Source organism: Pseudomonas sp. PS01298, from assembly GCF_029959745.1.
Classification (GTDB): Bacteria; Pseudomonadota; Gammaproteobacteria; order Pseudomonadales; family Pseudomonadaceae; genus Aquipseudomonas; species Aquipseudomonas aylmerensis.
In genome coordinates this window covers 15,133-28,159 of record NZ_JASCPP010000091.1, presented here as the reverse complement: position 1 = coordinate 28,159, position 13,027 = coordinate 15,133, and the positions used below count along the sequence as shown (strand labels likewise).

The following is a 13,027-nucleotide window of genomic DNA, read 5'->3' as shown; positions in this document are numbered from 1 at the left end:
AATGCGGTGTTTCAGTCAATCTATGTATCGCTGACACACCGCCTTCGCGAGCAAGCCCGCTCCCACATTTGATCTTCAGCGTTTGTGGAGGCACTGCCCGGCGCGGGCCTGGCACAGGGCAAACAACCATTGACGCAAACGGCTCATTTTCAATTCCATACCAGCAGCTCCGCAGGGGTGGGGTTGTAGGCGTTGCACGGGTTGTTCAGTTGCGGACAGTTGGAGATCAACACGATCACGTCCATCTCCGCGCGCAGGTCGACGTACTTGCCAGGGGCGGAAATCCCGTCTTCGAAGGTCAGCCCGCCGTCGGCGGTTACCGGCACGTTCATGAAGAAATTGATGTTCGGCCCGATGTCGCTTTTGCCCAGCCGACCATCGTGGGCGCAGGCGCGCAGGTAGTTGTCGCGGCAGCTGTGCATGTAGCGTTTTTCCAGGGCGTAGCGCACGGTGTTGCTCTCCTGGGCGCAGGCGCCGCCGAGGGTGTCGTGGCGCCCGCAGGTGTCTTCGACGATGGTCAGCATCGGCTGGCCGAGGTTGGAATACAGCACGCTGCCGGTGCCCAGGTACACGCTGTTCTGGCGACGCAAGGTGCGTTGCACGTCGTAGCGCTCACGTGGGTTCTTGAGGCTGTAGAACAGCGTGTCGACGGCCTGGTTGCCCTCAAGGTCGAGGATGCGCAGGGTCTGCCCGGCCTTGACCTCCATCAGCCACGGCTCGCCGGCGGGGATGGTGGCGCGGTATACCGCTGCATCCGGTTGTTTCAGTGCGATAGACATGGCAGCTCCTCAGGCGAACAGACGGTCGGTGTTGATAAAGCCGCGCGCGTTTTCCGGGCGCGAAGTGCGGCAGTGTTCGGCGACGCTGGGGTCGGCGTTCATCCAGCTGAGTTTCAGTGGTTGTGGGGCGTAGTCAGGGTTGGGGTCCATCGGGTGTTGCAGCGCGGTGAGCACCACCAGGGTGTCCATCGGGGCGTAGAGTTCGATGTAGTCGCCGGCCTTGGAGTTGCCCGGCACGAAGTGCAGGCCGCCGTCGGCATCCACGCTGACGCGGCTGAACAGGTTGAGGGTCATCAGCAGGTCGGACAGACCCAGGCCCCACTTGCCCAACTCCACCAGCAGGTTGTCGGTGCCGTTGCGGAAAAAGCCGTTGCGCAGTTCCTGATAGCGGCCCTGGCCGTACTTCTCGGCGACTTCGGCGGCGCACAACACGCCGCCAATGCTGTCACTCCAGCCGCAGGTGTCGGCGGTGATGGCCGCCAGTACGCGGCCCATGTCCGAGTACAGGCAATGGCCGGTGGTGAGCTTGGCGGTGTGCTGGCATTTGAGGCTGTCGGGCAGGTTCAGGCGCTCGGTTTTTTCGTTGGCGTTGAGCAGGGTCAGGCTGACGTTGGCGCCGCCGCGAATATCCGTGAGACGCAGCAGTTGACCGCGCTTGAGCACGAACGAACGGTGACCACCGCCGGGTATCATTTCCTCGGCGAATGGCGGGAACAGCGGGTTGGAATCAGTCATTTGGAAAGAGCTCCAAGTTCGGCGGCGAGCGCCTTGCGACGCTCGCTGTTCAAAGGGATGTCGTAGGTGATACGGGCGCCATAGGCGCCGGGGGCGTGGGGGTCGACGCGCACTTTGTCGAACACCAGCAGGCGCGTGCCGAGGCTGAAGCCTTCGCTCAGGTCGTGGGTGACCATGAACACCGTCAGGCGGGTTTCGCGCCACAGTTCCAGCAGCAGTTGGTGCATGTCTTTACGAATGCCCGGGTCGAGGGCGCCGAAGGGTTCATCCAGCAGCAATACGCGCGGCTGCATGATCAGCGCCTGGGCGATCGCCAGGCGTTGTTGCATGCCACCGGAGAGCTGCGCCGGGTATTTGTCCAGCGCATGGCCGAGGCCGACCTTGTGCAGCAGTGCGCTCGCCTGTTCGCGGGCCTGCTGCCTGGCCTTGCCGAACAACCGGCCGAGCAGTGCTGAACGCGGCAGTTCCAGGCCCAGGGCGACGTTGTCGAGCACGCTCAGATGCGGGAACACTGAGTAGCGCTGGAACACCACGCCACGGCTGGCATCCGGCTCGGCAGCGAGCGGTTGGCCGTCCAGCAGGATCTGGCCTTTGCTCGCGGTTTCCTGGCCCAACAGCAGGCGCAGGAAGGTCGATTTACCGCACCCCGAGGTGCCTACCAGCGTGCAGAACTCGCCCTCGGCCACGTGCAGGTTGAGGCCTTCGAGCACCACCTGGTTGCCATAGCGCTGCCACACATTGTTGACGCTGATAAAGCTCATGCCCGCGCTCCTTCGTACCAGGGGAACGCGCGTCGGGTCAGGGCCTTGAGGCCCCAGTCCATCAGCCAGGCCAGCAGGGTGATCCACACCACGTATGGCAGGATCACGTCCATCGCCAGGTAGCGGCGCACCAGGAAGATGCGGTAGCCCAGGCCATCGGTGGAGGCGATGGCTTCGGCGGCAATCAGGAACAGCCAGGCCGAGCCCAACATCAAGCGCAGGGAGATCAGCAGGCGCGGCAGCAATTGCGGGAGTACCACGCGCAGCATCAGGGTCCAGGTAGAGGCGCCGAGGGTCTGCGCCTTGACCAGCAGCTCGACCGGAATCTCTCGCGCGCGCTGCTCCAGGTCACGGGCCAGGGCCGGGGTGATGCCGATCACGATTAGCATCACCTTGGACAATTCCCCGAGCCCGAACACGATGAACAGAATCGGCAGGATCGCCAGCGGCGGCACCATCGACAGCACCGTGAGCAGCGGCGACAACGGCGCGCCAAACAGCGGCAGCGTGCCCGCGGCGATGCCCAGACACAGGCCGGCGAGGGCGCTTATTCCCAAGCCGATGGCCAGGCGGCGCAGGCTCGACGCGCTGTCTTGCCAGAGCACGTATTCCCCGGTGCGCGCGTCGGCGCTGAACGCCAGGCGTTTCACCGCGTCGCTCATTTGCGCGGCGCTGGGCAGCAGCTTGTCGTTGGGATTTTCCGCCAGGCGCTCGGCCGAGCCCACGAAGTAGGCGAACAGCAGCAGGGCGAACGGCAGTATCACCAACAACAGGCGGCTGGAGCGTTCCGGATGACGGTTGATCAGGCGCATGGCCAGGTCCTCTTACAGCTTGCCGTCGGCGGCCATCTGCACGTAGCTGGGGTCGAAATGCAGCTTGAGGTTGGCGGTGTCGCCGCTGGTCACGCCGTTGGCGAAGCTCATGCCCACGGCGCTGGTGTCCTTGGCGCCTTCGCCGAGCAAACCGTGTTCAAACGAGAACTCGGCGACCTTGCGCATCGTCGCCGGCAGTTGCGCGCTGGTGGCGAACGCCAGGGCTTCCTTGGGCGTGGCAAACAGCTTGGTGGTGTCCAGTTGTGCCTGGAACCCCTTGAGGTCGGTGCCGGAAGCCTTGGCCATATGTTCCAGGGCCTCGGTGCTGGCGGCGCCCTTGGCGTTCATCAGTGCGACCACTTCAAACCAGGCGCCCGTCAGCGCCTTGCCGAGCTTGGGGTTGTCCTTGAGGGTCTGGGTGTTGACCACCATCATGTCCATGATTTCGCCGGGCACTTTGCTCGAGTCGAACACTTCGCTTACGCCGGGCTTGGCCTTGATCTCCGAGAGCATCGGGTTCCAGGTGGTGACGGCCTGCACCTGATCGGTGTTGAAGGCGGCAGCGATATCGGCGTCGGAGGTGTTGACCACCTTCAGGTCTTTTTCAGTCAGGTCTGCCGATTCCAGCGCACGGGCCAGCAGGTAGTGGGACACCGAGAGTTCCACCAGGTTGACGTTCATGCCCTTGAGATCGGCCACGGTCTTGCCCGTGCCCTTGATGATCACCCCGTCGTTGCCGTTGGAGAAATCGCTGACCACCAGCGCGGTGCTGTCTACGCCACCGGCGGCGGGGATGGTCAGGGCGTCCATGTTGGTCATGGTGCAGCCATCGAACTGGCCGGCGGTGTACTGGTTGATGGATTCGACGTAGTCATTGAGCTGGACCATGTCGATGCTGATGCCGTACTTCTTTGCCCATTTGTCGAGGATGCCTTGGCTGCCGGCATACTCCCAGGGCATCCAGCCGGCGTAGATCGTCCAGCAGACGCTGAAGTGGTCTTTGGTGGCGGCCTGGGCCGGCAGGCTCAGCACGGCGGCGAACGCAGCGGCGAGGAGGGCGGGTAAACGGATTGAGGGCATGGGCTTCTCCAGTTGATCAAGGGCGAGCAGGAGCAACGCGGCACCGCGAACGGTGGCTTGTCTCCCGGGCTTTTATCCCGCCGTGTAACCTCAACTGGAGGTCGCCAACTCTCGGACCAGCCACTCGCTTGTGGCGAGCCGGAACCCTAGTCGGCCATTGCAAATTGTGGTGCCGCGAACCTGTGATGAATCCTGCACGGCAGATGCAAAGCGAGGTTCGTGCCAAGTGCGCCGGGGCCCGTCTGTGCAGGCGGCCCGGCGAGGAGGGAGGGTAAAGGTCAGGACAGCGTGCGCCACGCGGGTGCGTCGGCGCACTGCAATGAGGCGCTTACAGCTGGAACTTGCTGACCAGCACGTTGAACGAAGTGGCCAGGCGTGACAGGTCCTGGCTGGAGGCGTTGGTCTGGTGCGCGCCGGCGGCGGTCTGGGTCGACAGGTCCTGGATGTTGAGCAGGTTGCGGTCGACTTCGCGGGCCACCTGGGCCTGCTCCTCGGAAGCCGAGGCGATCACCAGGTTGCGCTCGTTGATCATCGCCACACTCGCGGTAATCCGCTGCAGCGCGTCGCCGGCGTTCTGCGCCAGGGCCTGGGTATTGTTGGCCCAGGTCAGGCTTTTGTTCATCGCGGCCACCGCGTCATCGGCGCCGACTTGCACTTCGCCAATCATCTTTTCGATGTCCACGGTCGAGGTCTGGGTGCGATGGGCCAACGCGCGGACCTCATCGGCGACCACCGCAAAACCGCGACCTTGTTCACCCGCGCGGGCGGCCTCGATGGCGGCATTCAGGGCCAGCAGGTTGGTCTGGTCGGCGATGCCGCGGATCACATCGATGACCTTGCCAATCTCGCGCACCTGGCCTGCGAGATCGGCCACCGATTGGGTGGAGTCGTTGATCTCGTCGACCATCGATGACATCCCGGACACGGCCTGCTCGACCTGCTGGCGGCCATCTTCAGCCTCGGTGGTGGCCTGGCGCGAGGCTTCTGAAGTCGACACCGCGTTGCTGGCCACTTCGTCGACTGCCGTCGTCATCTGATTCACGGCGGTGGCGGCTTGCTGGATTTCGTCGTTCTGGCGCGTCAGGCCGCGGCTGCTTTCGTCGGTGACCGCGCTCAGTTCCTCGGCAGCCGAGGCGAGCTGGTCGGCGGCGTTGGCGATTTCCACCAGGGTGCTTTTCAGGCCACCCTGCATATCGGCGAGTGCCATCAGCAGTTGCCCGGCTTCGTCGGTGCGCTCGGTGAGGATGGCTTGGGTCAGGTCGCCCTTGGCAATGCGTTGCGCACTTTCTACCGCCTGGGCGATGGGACGGGTGATCAGCCGCGTGATCAGCACGCCAATGATGATCGCAATGATAAAGGCCAGCACGATGCCGGCAATCATCCAGGTCAACGCACTGCTGCGCAGTTCATCGGCGGCGACGGCGCCTTCCTGGATCTGGCGGTTGTTGGAGTCGATCATCACGCGGATCAGGTCGCGGGCCTGGCGGAACAGTTCATTGTTGCTGCTGTTGAGTTGCGCGCGGGCCTGCTCGACCTGGCCGCCATCGAGCATGGCGATGATGCGTTCGGAATTGCTGACATAGGTCGGCCAGAGCTGGTCGAGCTTGTCGCCTGCCGCGCGTTCGTCATCCTCCAGCGGCGTGGCGCGGTACGTGGCGTAGGCGGCCTGGCTGCGCTTGAGTTCGTTGCTGATGTCGTCGCGCACACGGTTGCGGTCCTGCGCGGCGACGTCGCCCTTGCTGGCATCCAGCAGGCGGTACAAACCACGGTTATGCGCAACCAGGCCATTGAGGGTGGCGGCCGTGTTGCTGACGGAGACCAGATTATTGGAGAACGTCAGCTCCAGCGCACTCGCCAGTCGCACGACGCCTTTGATCCCCAGCAGGCCGACCCCGAGGGTGACCAGCGCGCACAGTAGAAATGACAGCAGCAGCTTGGTGGAAATTTTCATGGCTCGAATCCGCAGATGTTGGCGAAGGGCGCACACTAGAGCCTTCCTGGCGTTGTGCGATGTCATAGTGACATCATCGCAATCGACAAAGTTTCGAGCCAGAGAAATTTACTGAATCGTTAAAGCTTCGAGCAGACTAAACACGCTCTCCCCATGCAGCCATACGGCCCTTCAAGCCACCGGCATTGATGTATCAAGTTGTTACCAGAACGCACCAGATTCTGTTTTTGATGTCAGATATTTCGTCATTCGTTGAAAGATGAATGCCGCCCTCCAGCGTCGCTGGAGGAGCTCTTCCGCGGTCCAGGAGGCCGCCATGTATCGACGATTGCTACTCAGTGCGTTACTCGGTCTTACGCTTTCTGCGTGTGTGCCTTACTACGATGGAGGCCAGAGCTATTACCGCTCCGAGGTCTACACCGCACCGGCGCCGGTGTATTACTACGGCGGTGGCCCGACGTACCAATACCGTCGTGACTACTACCCCGCACCGCGTTACTACGCCCCTCCACCGCGTTATTACTCGGCACCGCGCTATTACGCGCCGGCGCCTCGCTACTACCCGGCAGGCCCGAGGGCGGGCTACCGGCCTTACCCGAACCAGGGCTGGGGTGATCACGGCGGTAATGGCGGGCATGGACGTGGAGGTGATCACGGCGGCGGCCGTGGCGGTCACCGTTGATCGATCAAATACGCAAACGGCGCAGGAAGCGCCGTTTTTTTATGCCTGTAAACTCTCAGTAATCCGACAGATCTGCCAGCGGGTGCCGGCCTTCCCAGGCCTTGTTGAAATGCGCCTGCACCACGGCGTCGGGGATCGTGTTGATGTCCGGCCAATGCCAGTGGGGTGTCTGGTCCTTGTCGATCAACCGCGCGCGCACCCCTTCGCTGAACTCCGGATGACGGCAGCAATTGAGGCTCAGGGTGTATTCCATCTGGAACACCTCGGCCAGCGACAGATGGCGAGCACGCTGGATCTGCTCCCACACCAGGTGCGCGGTCAGCGGGCAGCCTTCGCTCAAGGTCTTGCCGGCGCGGCTGAACAGCGGGTCGGCGTGCTCGCGCAGCGGGCTCAAGGCGCGCCAGGCACAGCGCACATCGCCGACATCCAGCCATGCATCGATCTGTGCCCGGCGCGGCAGCCATTGGGCTTCGGGTTGCTGGTCGACGGCTTCCTGGGCCAGGGCCTTGAGCAGGCTGTTGAGTTGCATCGAGGTTTGTTCCTGCCAGTTCAGTTGCAGCAAGCCATCGAGCAACTCGTCTTGTTGGTCGTCGCGCAGGAAACGGTCGGCCAGGCCCAGGTCGAGGGCATCACGACCATTGATGTGCGCGCCGGTGAGGCCCAGGAACAGGCCGAGTTTGCCCGGCAGGCGCGACAGGAACCAACTGGCGCCCACATCCGGGTACAGGCCGATGCTGATCTCGGGCATGGCCAGGCGGCTGCTCGGCGTGACGATGCGCACCGCCGCGCTCTGCAGCAAGCCCATGCCGCCGCCCAGCACGTAGCCGTGGCCCCAGCAGATCACCGGTTTGGGGTAGGTGTGCAGGCGGTAGTCGAGGCGGTATTCCGCCGCGAAGAATTGCGCAGCCAGGGCCGGCACTTCTCCTGGATGTTCACGGCAGGCCAGGGCCAGGCTGCGCACCTCGCCACCGGCGCAAAAAGCCTTGGGGCCGTTGCCGCGCAGCAGTACGCAGACGATGTTCGGGTCTTTGGCCCAGGCATCCAGGCGGTCGGCCAGGGCCAGGATCATTGGCAGGGAGAGGGCGTTGAGGGACTTTTCAGCGTCCAGGCTCGCGATGCCGATGCGGGCACCGTCGCTGCCGGTCAGCTCTTCGAAGTGCAGGTTCATCGTGACCTCAATCGAGAAAGTGAAGGTTCAGTATGATCGCTTCGTGGGAAAGTGCCGATGGTGTGTCAGATCAATTGACAAGCGGGGTCGGCTTTCCTAGGGTTCGCCCATTCTTTTTCAGGCGACGACCACACCATGACCGAAGGCGACCGTATCAAACTCGAACCCAGCTGGAAACACGCCCTGCGCGATGAGTTCGAGAAGCCCTACATGGCCGAGTTGCGCGAGTTCCTGCGCCAGGAACATGCCGCCGGCAAAGAGATCTATCCACCTGGCCCGCTGATTTTCAACGCGCTCAATTCAACCCCGCTGGACAAGGTCAAGGTGGTGATCCTCGGCCAGGACCCGTACCACGGTCCCGGCCAGGCTCATGGTTTGTGCTTCTCGGTGCAGCCGGGCGTGCCGACGCCACCGTCGCTGGTCAATATCTACAAAGAGCTCAAGCGCGACCTGAACATCGACATCCCCAACCACGGCTGCCTGCAGAGCTGGGCCGACCAGGGCGTGTTGCTGCTCAACACCACCATGACGGTGGAGCGCGCCAACGCCAATGCGCATGCGGGCAAGGGCTGGCAGTTCTTTACCGACCGGATTATCGAAGTGGTCAGCGAACACCAGCCGCATTTGGTGTTCCTGCTGTGGGGCGCGCATGCCCAGGGCAAGCAGAAGCTGGTGGATGCCACCAAGCACCTGGTGCTGACCTCAGTGCACCCGTCGCCGTTGTCGGCGTATCGCGGGTTTCTGGGCTGCGGGCATTTCAGCCGCACCAACAAGTTTCTTGAGCAAAATGGCGAGACGCCGATTGAATGGCGGTTGCCACCGCTCTAACCCTCGCCACCCCACTGCAGGCGCCGGCTTGCCGGCGATTGCAGTGTGTCAGCCAACCAAGTTGTCGACGGAGCCAGCGCCAGCGCCAGCGTCGGCAAGCCGGCGCCTAGACACGGCGGTTCCAGTGCCGGAACAGCGGCTCCGCCAGGAACAGCACAAACAGCAAGCGCATCACCTGCATTGCCGTCACCAACGGCACCGACAGTTGCAGGGTCTCGGCCGTGAGGCTCATTTCGGCAATGCCGCCGGGCATCATGCCCAGGGTCAATGAGCGCAGGTCCAGATGGGTCAAGGCGCTCAAGCCCACAGCCGCCAACGTCGCCAGCGCCATGGTCAGGGCCGTGCCGATCAAGGTGCGACCCATGAACGACGGCGCGCGGCGAAAGAACTGACGGTTGAAGTGGCAACCCAGGCCGCTGCCGATCAGCCATTGGCCCACCTGGCTGCCGCCGTCGGGCAAGCCGATATGCAGGTCCCACACCACGCTGGCCGTCGCACTCACCAGCAACGGGCCGAACAGCCACGGGTTTGGCTGGCGCAAGCGTTGCCATCCCCAGGCTACCAACGCCCCGAGCGGAAACAACAACGCCAGCCATGCCCAACTGACCGGCGCCGGATGAAACTGCGGCGCGCCGCCTTCAAGCAGGTACTTGAAGATTGCCGGCACGCACAGCACCACCACCAGCACGCGCAAACTCTGCCCCGCCGCGACCCGGCTGAGCACCGCGCCATTGCGCGCGCCGAGGTTGACCATCTCTCCGGAGCCGCCCGGCATGCTCGAGAAAAACGCGGTGGCGCGGTCTTCGCCACTGCGGCGCATCAACCACACGCCGACGATGCTCGACAGGCTGGTGACCAGCGCGCCGAAGAAGATCAGGCCGAAGTGGCTCATCACCTGCTCGATCACCACCGGGGTGAAGTGCAGGCCGATGCCGATCCCCACCACCCATTGGCCGCATTTGCGCCCGCCGGGAATTTCCGCCAATTGCCACGGCGTGAGGCACCGCACCAGGATGATCGCCAGTAACGAGCCGACCATGTACGGCAACGGCCAGCCAACCAGGCTGGCCAGGTAACCGCCGGCCAGGCCGACCAGCGGTGTTCCCCACCATTGCTTGAAGGTGACCTCAGACATCAGCCACGGCACGACGCTGCAGGGCACGTTTGCGGTAGATGCGCACCAGTGGGAAGGCCAGCATCAGCGCCGTCAGTACCCACACACCGAAGGTGATCGGGCTCGACCAGAGGATGTCCAGCGCACCGTTGGAGATCGACAGCGCGCGGCGCAGGTTCTGCTCCATCAGGCCACCGAGGATAAAGCCCAGCAGTACCGGCGACAGCGGGAAGTCCAGCTTGCGCAGGATGTAGCCGAAGATGCCGATGCCGACCATCAGGAACAGGTCGAAGGTGGTGGCGTGGACCGCGTACACACCAATCGCGGTGATGATCGCGATCACCGGCACCAGCGCCCAGTTCGGCACGGCGAGGATGCGCGTGAAAATGCGGATCATCGGAATGTTGAGGATCACCAGCATGATGTTGGCGATGAACAACGAGGCGATCAGGCCCCAGACGATGTCCGGTTGCTGTTGGAACAGCAGCGGGCCCGGCGTGATGTTGTACAGCGACAAGGCGCCGATCATCACCGCCGTGGTGCCCGAACCCGGCACACCCAGGGTCAGCATCGGCACCAGCGCGCCGCAGGCGGAAGCGCCGATCGCGGTTTCCGGGGCGGCCAGGCCGCGCATGTCGCCTTGGCCAAATTTGCCGCTGGCACCGGCCAGGCGTTTCTCGGTCATGTAGGCCACGGCCGAAGCCAAGGTCGCGCCGGCACCTGGCAGTACGCCCATGATGAAACCAAGCAGGCCGCAGCGGATGTTCACTACAAACACCGCAGACGCTTCCTTCAGGTTGAACATCATCCGTCCGGTGGCCTTGACCGCTTCCTGGCCACGGTGGGTTTTTTCCAGCAGCAACAGGATCTCGCTGATGGAGAACAAGCCCAGCACCAGTACGACGAACTGGATGCCGTCGGTCAGGTGGATGTTATCGCCGGTAAAACGGTAGACGCCGCTGTTGGCATCAATGCCCACCGCCGAGAGAAACAGGCCGATCAGCGCCGCGACGAAGGTTTTCAGCGGTTTGTCGCCGGCCATGCCGCCCAGGCAGACGATCGCGAACACCATCAGCACGAAATATTCCGCCGGACCGAAGGCAATCGCCCATTTGGCCAGCAGCGGTGCAAACAGCACCATGCCGCAGGTGGCGATAAACGCGCCGATGAACGAGCTCCATGCCGACAGCGACAGTGCCACACCGGCCAGGCCTTTGCGGGCCATCGGGTAGCCGTCGAGGGTGGTCATCACGGTGGATGCCTCGCCCGGGATGTTCAGCAGGATCGAGCTGATACGGCCGCCGTATTCGCAACCCAGGTACACGGCGGCGAGCAGGATCAGCGCCGATTCCGGCGGCAGGCCCAGCGCGAAAGCGATCGGGATCAACAACGCCACGCCGTTGATCGGGCCCAAGCCCGGCAACAGGCCAACCACGGTGCCGATCAAGGTGCCGCACAGCGCGGTCACCAGGTTGTAGGGGGACAGCGCAACGCCGAAGCCCTGGCCCAAATAGCCAAAAGTATCCATGTCAGTTCTCCAGAACGTCGAGCAGGCCGAGGGGCAGCGGAACATCCATGGCTTTATCGAACAGCAGATAAAGACCAATGGCCATCAGGCTGACGATCACCACGCTGGGCAACCAGCGGCCGCCATACAGGCGCGCCATGGGGATGCCGATCAGCATGCTGCTGAGGATGAAACCCAGTGGTTCGAAGGTGCCGGCAAACACAATCAGCAGGGCCACGCAGACGCCGATCTTGATCAGGGTCTGGCGGTCCAGCGCGGGTTCTTCCTCGGTGTGCTTGGTCGGCTGTAGGCGAAACAGCATGTAGATCAGCCCCAGGCTCATCAGCCCGAGCATCAACAGCGGGTAGGCGCGAGGGCCGACCGGCTCGTAGGAAAATGCCGCCTGATACGGCCACGCCATCAAGGCGAGGCCGGCACAGACCAGCAACATCACCGAGGCGAAAATGCGTTGTAAGAGCATAGGAAACTCCTGGGCCACTTTTGCAGGCGCGAAGCTGCTCGCGAAAAATGCACGGACGCCGCGTGTGTCCAGGCAGCACGCGTCGTCGTTGACGTTTTTCGCGGGCAAGCCCGCTCCCACAGAGGGGCGATTACTGGATCAGGCCGAACTCTTTGGCCAGCACTTTGTAGTCAGCCACCTGCTTCTTCACGTAGGTGTCCAGCTCCGGGCCGGTCATGGCGAACGGGAACAGCTCGCGCTGGTCACGCAGCTTGGCGAACTCGTCGGAGGCCAGCAGTTTGTCGAAGGCATCCTTCCACCAGGCGTAGTCGGCATCGCTGACTTTCGGCCCGAGGTAGAAGCCGCGCACCACCGGCCAGACGATGTCGTAGCCTTGCTCCTTGGCGGTCGGAATATTCTTCATTTCCGGCTCGTCCAGGCGCTGTTCGGAGAACACCGCGAGCAGGCGCATGTCACCGCTGAGAATGTGCGGCATGGAGTCGGAGATGTCGGTACTGCCCACCTGGATATGCCCACCGAGCAGCGCGGTGGCGATTTCACCGCCGCCCTCGAGGGCCACATAACGCAGCTCACGCGGGTTGATCCCGGCGGCCTTGGCGATCAGCGCGGTTTGCATCCAGTCCTGGCTGCCGACGGTACCGCCGGAGCCGATCACGACGCTGCCCGGATCTTTCTTCAGGGCTTTGACCAGATCGTCGAGGGTCTTGTAGGGCGAATCGGCTTTCACCGCGATGGCCCCGTAGCTGGTGCCGACCGCTGCCAGCCAGCGCACGGCGCTCTCATCGAAGCGACCGAACTTGCCCTGGGCCAGGTTCAGCAGCGAGCCACTGGACCAGGCCACCAGGGTGCCGGCGTCCGCCGGACGCTGCGCGACCACCGCGTTGTAGGCCACCGCGCCCACGCCGCCAGGCATGTAGGTCACGCGCATCGGCTTGCTCAGCAGCTTTTCATTCACCAGCGCGCTTTGCGCCAGTTTGCAGGTCAGGTCAAAACCGCCGCCAGGGGAGGCCGGCGCGATGCATTCCGGGCGCTTGGGCTCGTCGGCGGCCAGCAGTTGGCCGGCGAACAGCATGCAGCCGGCGGCGAGGGCCAATTTACGCAGTGAAGGGGTCATGGTGATCTCCGTCTT

At 63.5% G+C, this 13,027-nt stretch carries 13 protein-coding genes and 1 riboswitch; of the genes, 2 read left to right on the top strand and 11 right to left on the bottom strand.

The genetic code is table 11. From position 1 onward, the window contains the following. Positions 1-149 precede the first annotated feature (149 nt). The 6 genes from QMX97_RS24630 to QMX97_RS24605 form a co-directional block, all read right to left on the bottom strand. Positions 150-779, bottom strand: coding sequence for an urea amidolyase associated protein UAAP2 (locus QMX97_RS24630; RefSeq protein ID WP_065899422.1), 630 nt, complete (start codon positions 777-779; stop codon positions 150-152). A gap of 9 nt (positions 780-788) precedes the next feature. Then, complete coding sequence (locus tag QMX97_RS24625) at positions 789-1,514, bottom strand: urea amidolyase associated protein UAAP1 (protein WP_282397772.1); 726 nt, start codon at positions 1,512-1,514, stop codon at positions 789-791. Next, the gene (locus QMX97_RS24620; protein WP_282397771.1) at positions 1,511-2,275 is read right to left on the bottom strand and encodes an ABC transporter ATP-binding protein; all 765 of its coding nucleotides are present in this window, start codon (positions 2,273-2,275) and stop codon (positions 1,511-1,513) included. Before QMX97_RS24620 ends, QMX97_RS24625 begins: the two co-directional genes overlap by 4 nt. After that, complete coding sequence (locus QMX97_RS24615) at positions 2,272-3,087, bottom strand: ABC transporter permease (RefSeq protein ID WP_120447837.1); 816 nt, start codon at positions 3,085-3,087, stop codon at positions 2,272-2,274. The genes QMX97_RS24620 and QMX97_RS24615 overlap by 4 nt, the downstream gene beginning before the upstream one ends. 12 nt (positions 3,088-3,099) lie before the next feature. Beyond that, positions 3,100-4,167 carry a putative urea ABC transporter substrate-binding protein gene (locus tag QMX97_RS24610; protein ID WP_065899418.1) on the bottom strand — a complete coding sequence of 356 codons (1,068 nt, stop codon included), beginning with the start codon at positions 4,165-4,167 and terminating at the stop codon, positions 3,100-3,102. A gap of 59 nt (positions 4,168-4,226) precedes the next feature. Next, a riboswitch (guanidine-I (ykkC/yxkD leader) is annotated at positions 4,227-4,328 on the bottom strand. Between the two features lie 167 nt (positions 4,329-4,495). Continuing rightward, entirely contained in the window at positions 4,496-6,118 is a 1,623-nt protein-coding gene (locus QMX97_RS24605; protein ID WP_106805711.1) for a methyl-accepting chemotaxis protein, read from the bottom strand. A gap of 316 nt (positions 6,119-6,434) precedes the next feature. Here QMX97_RS24605 and QMX97_RS24600 point away from each other — a divergent pair, with 316 nt between their 5' ends. After that, the gene (locus tag QMX97_RS24600; RefSeq protein ID WP_083221300.1) at positions 6,435-6,800 is read left to right on the top strand and encodes a hypothetical protein; all 366 of its coding nucleotides are present in this window, start codon (positions 6,435-6,437) and stop codon (positions 6,798-6,800) included. 55 nt (positions 6,801-6,855) lie between these two features. Here QMX97_RS24600 and QMX97_RS24595 read toward each other — a convergent pair whose 3' ends face one another. Next, positions 6,856-7,968 carry an enoyl-CoA hydratase/isomerase family protein gene (locus QMX97_RS24595; protein ID WP_282397770.1) on the bottom strand — a complete coding sequence of 371 codons (1,113 nt, stop codon included), beginning with the start codon at positions 7,966-7,968 and terminating at the stop codon, positions 6,856-6,858. Positions 7,969-8,103: 135 nt separating this feature from the next. Between QMX97_RS24595 and ung the strand changes: the two genes are divergently transcribed. Continuing rightward, positions 8,104-8,796, top strand: a complete 693-nt coding sequence (gene ung / locus QMX97_RS24590) for a uracil-DNA glycosylase (RefSeq protein WP_065899415.1) — start codon at positions 8,104-8,106, stop codon at positions 8,794-8,796. Between the two features lie 106 nt (positions 8,797-8,902). On the opposite strand, the gene QMX97_RS24585 is transcribed toward ung, so the two are convergent. The 4 genes from QMX97_RS24585 to QMX97_RS24570 form a co-directional block, all read right to left on the bottom strand. Beyond that, complete coding sequence (locus QMX97_RS24585) at positions 8,903-9,931, bottom strand: AbrB family transcriptional regulator (protein ID WP_065899414.1); 1,029 nt, start codon at positions 9,929-9,931, stop codon at positions 8,903-8,905. Next, complete coding sequence (locus QMX97_RS24580; protein ID WP_065899413.1) at positions 9,924-11,438, bottom strand: tripartite tricarboxylate transporter permease; 1,515 nt, start codon at positions 11,436-11,438, stop codon at positions 9,924-9,926. The genes QMX97_RS24585 and QMX97_RS24580 overlap by 8 nt, the downstream gene beginning before the upstream one ends. Position 11,439: 1 nt before the next feature. Next, positions 11,440-11,898: a tripartite tricarboxylate transporter TctB family protein gene (locus QMX97_RS24575; protein WP_282397769.1), complete on the bottom strand. Its 459-nt coding sequence runs from the start codon at positions 11,896-11,898 to the stop codon at positions 11,440-11,442. Between the two features lie 130 nt (positions 11,899-12,028). Continuing rightward, positions 12,029-13,018, bottom strand: a complete 990-nt coding sequence (locus QMX97_RS24570; protein ID WP_162946144.1) for a tripartite tricarboxylate transporter substrate binding protein — start codon at positions 13,016-13,018, stop codon at positions 12,029-12,031. Positions 13,019-13,027 lie beyond the last annotated feature (9 nt).

Coding starts and splice junctions, on each gene's coding strand:
- QMX97_RS24620 (WP_282397771.1), bottom strand. CDS start 2,275: ATGAGCTTTATCAGCGTCAACAATGTGTGGCAGCGCTATGGCAACCAG.
- QMX97_RS24630 (WP_065899422.1), bottom strand. CDS start 779: ATGTCTATCGCACTGAAACAACCGGATGCAGCGGTATACCGCGCCACC.
- QMX97_RS24585 (WP_065899414.1), bottom strand. CDS start 9,931: ATGTCTGAGGTCACCTTCAAGCAATGGTGGGGAACACCGCTGGTCGGC.
- QMX97_RS24595 (WP_282397770.1), bottom strand. CDS start 7,968: ATGAACCTGCACTTCGAAGAGCTGACCGGCAGCGACGGTGCCCGCATC.
- QMX97_RS24625 (WP_282397772.1), bottom strand. CDS start 1,514: ATGACTGATTCCAACCCGCTGTTCCCGCCATTCGCCGAGGAAATGATA.
- ung (WP_065899415.1), top strand. CDS start 8,104: ATGACCGAAGGCGACCGTATCAAACTCGAACCCAGCTGGAAACACGCC.
- QMX97_RS24580 (WP_065899413.1), bottom strand. CDS start 11,438: ATGGATACTTTTGGCTATTTGGGCCAGGGCTTCGGCGTTGCGCTGTCC.
- QMX97_RS24600 (WP_083221300.1), top strand. CDS start 6,435: ATGTATCGACGATTGCTACTCAGTGCGTTACTCGGTCTTACGCTTTCT.
- QMX97_RS24605 (WP_106805711.1), bottom strand. CDS start 6,118: ATGAAAATTTCCACCAAGCTGCTGCTGTCATTTCTACTGTGCGCGCTG.
- QMX97_RS24615 (WP_120447837.1), bottom strand. CDS start 3,087: ATGCGCCTGATCAACCGTCATCCGGAACGCTCCAGCCGCCTGTTGTTG.
- QMX97_RS24575 (WP_282397769.1), bottom strand. CDS start 11,898: ATGCTCTTACAACGCATTTTCGCCTCGGTGATGTTGCTGGTCTGTGCC.
- QMX97_RS24610 (WP_065899418.1), bottom strand. CDS start 4,167: ATGCCCTCAATCCGTTTACCCGCCCTCCTCGCCGCTGCGTTCGCCGCC.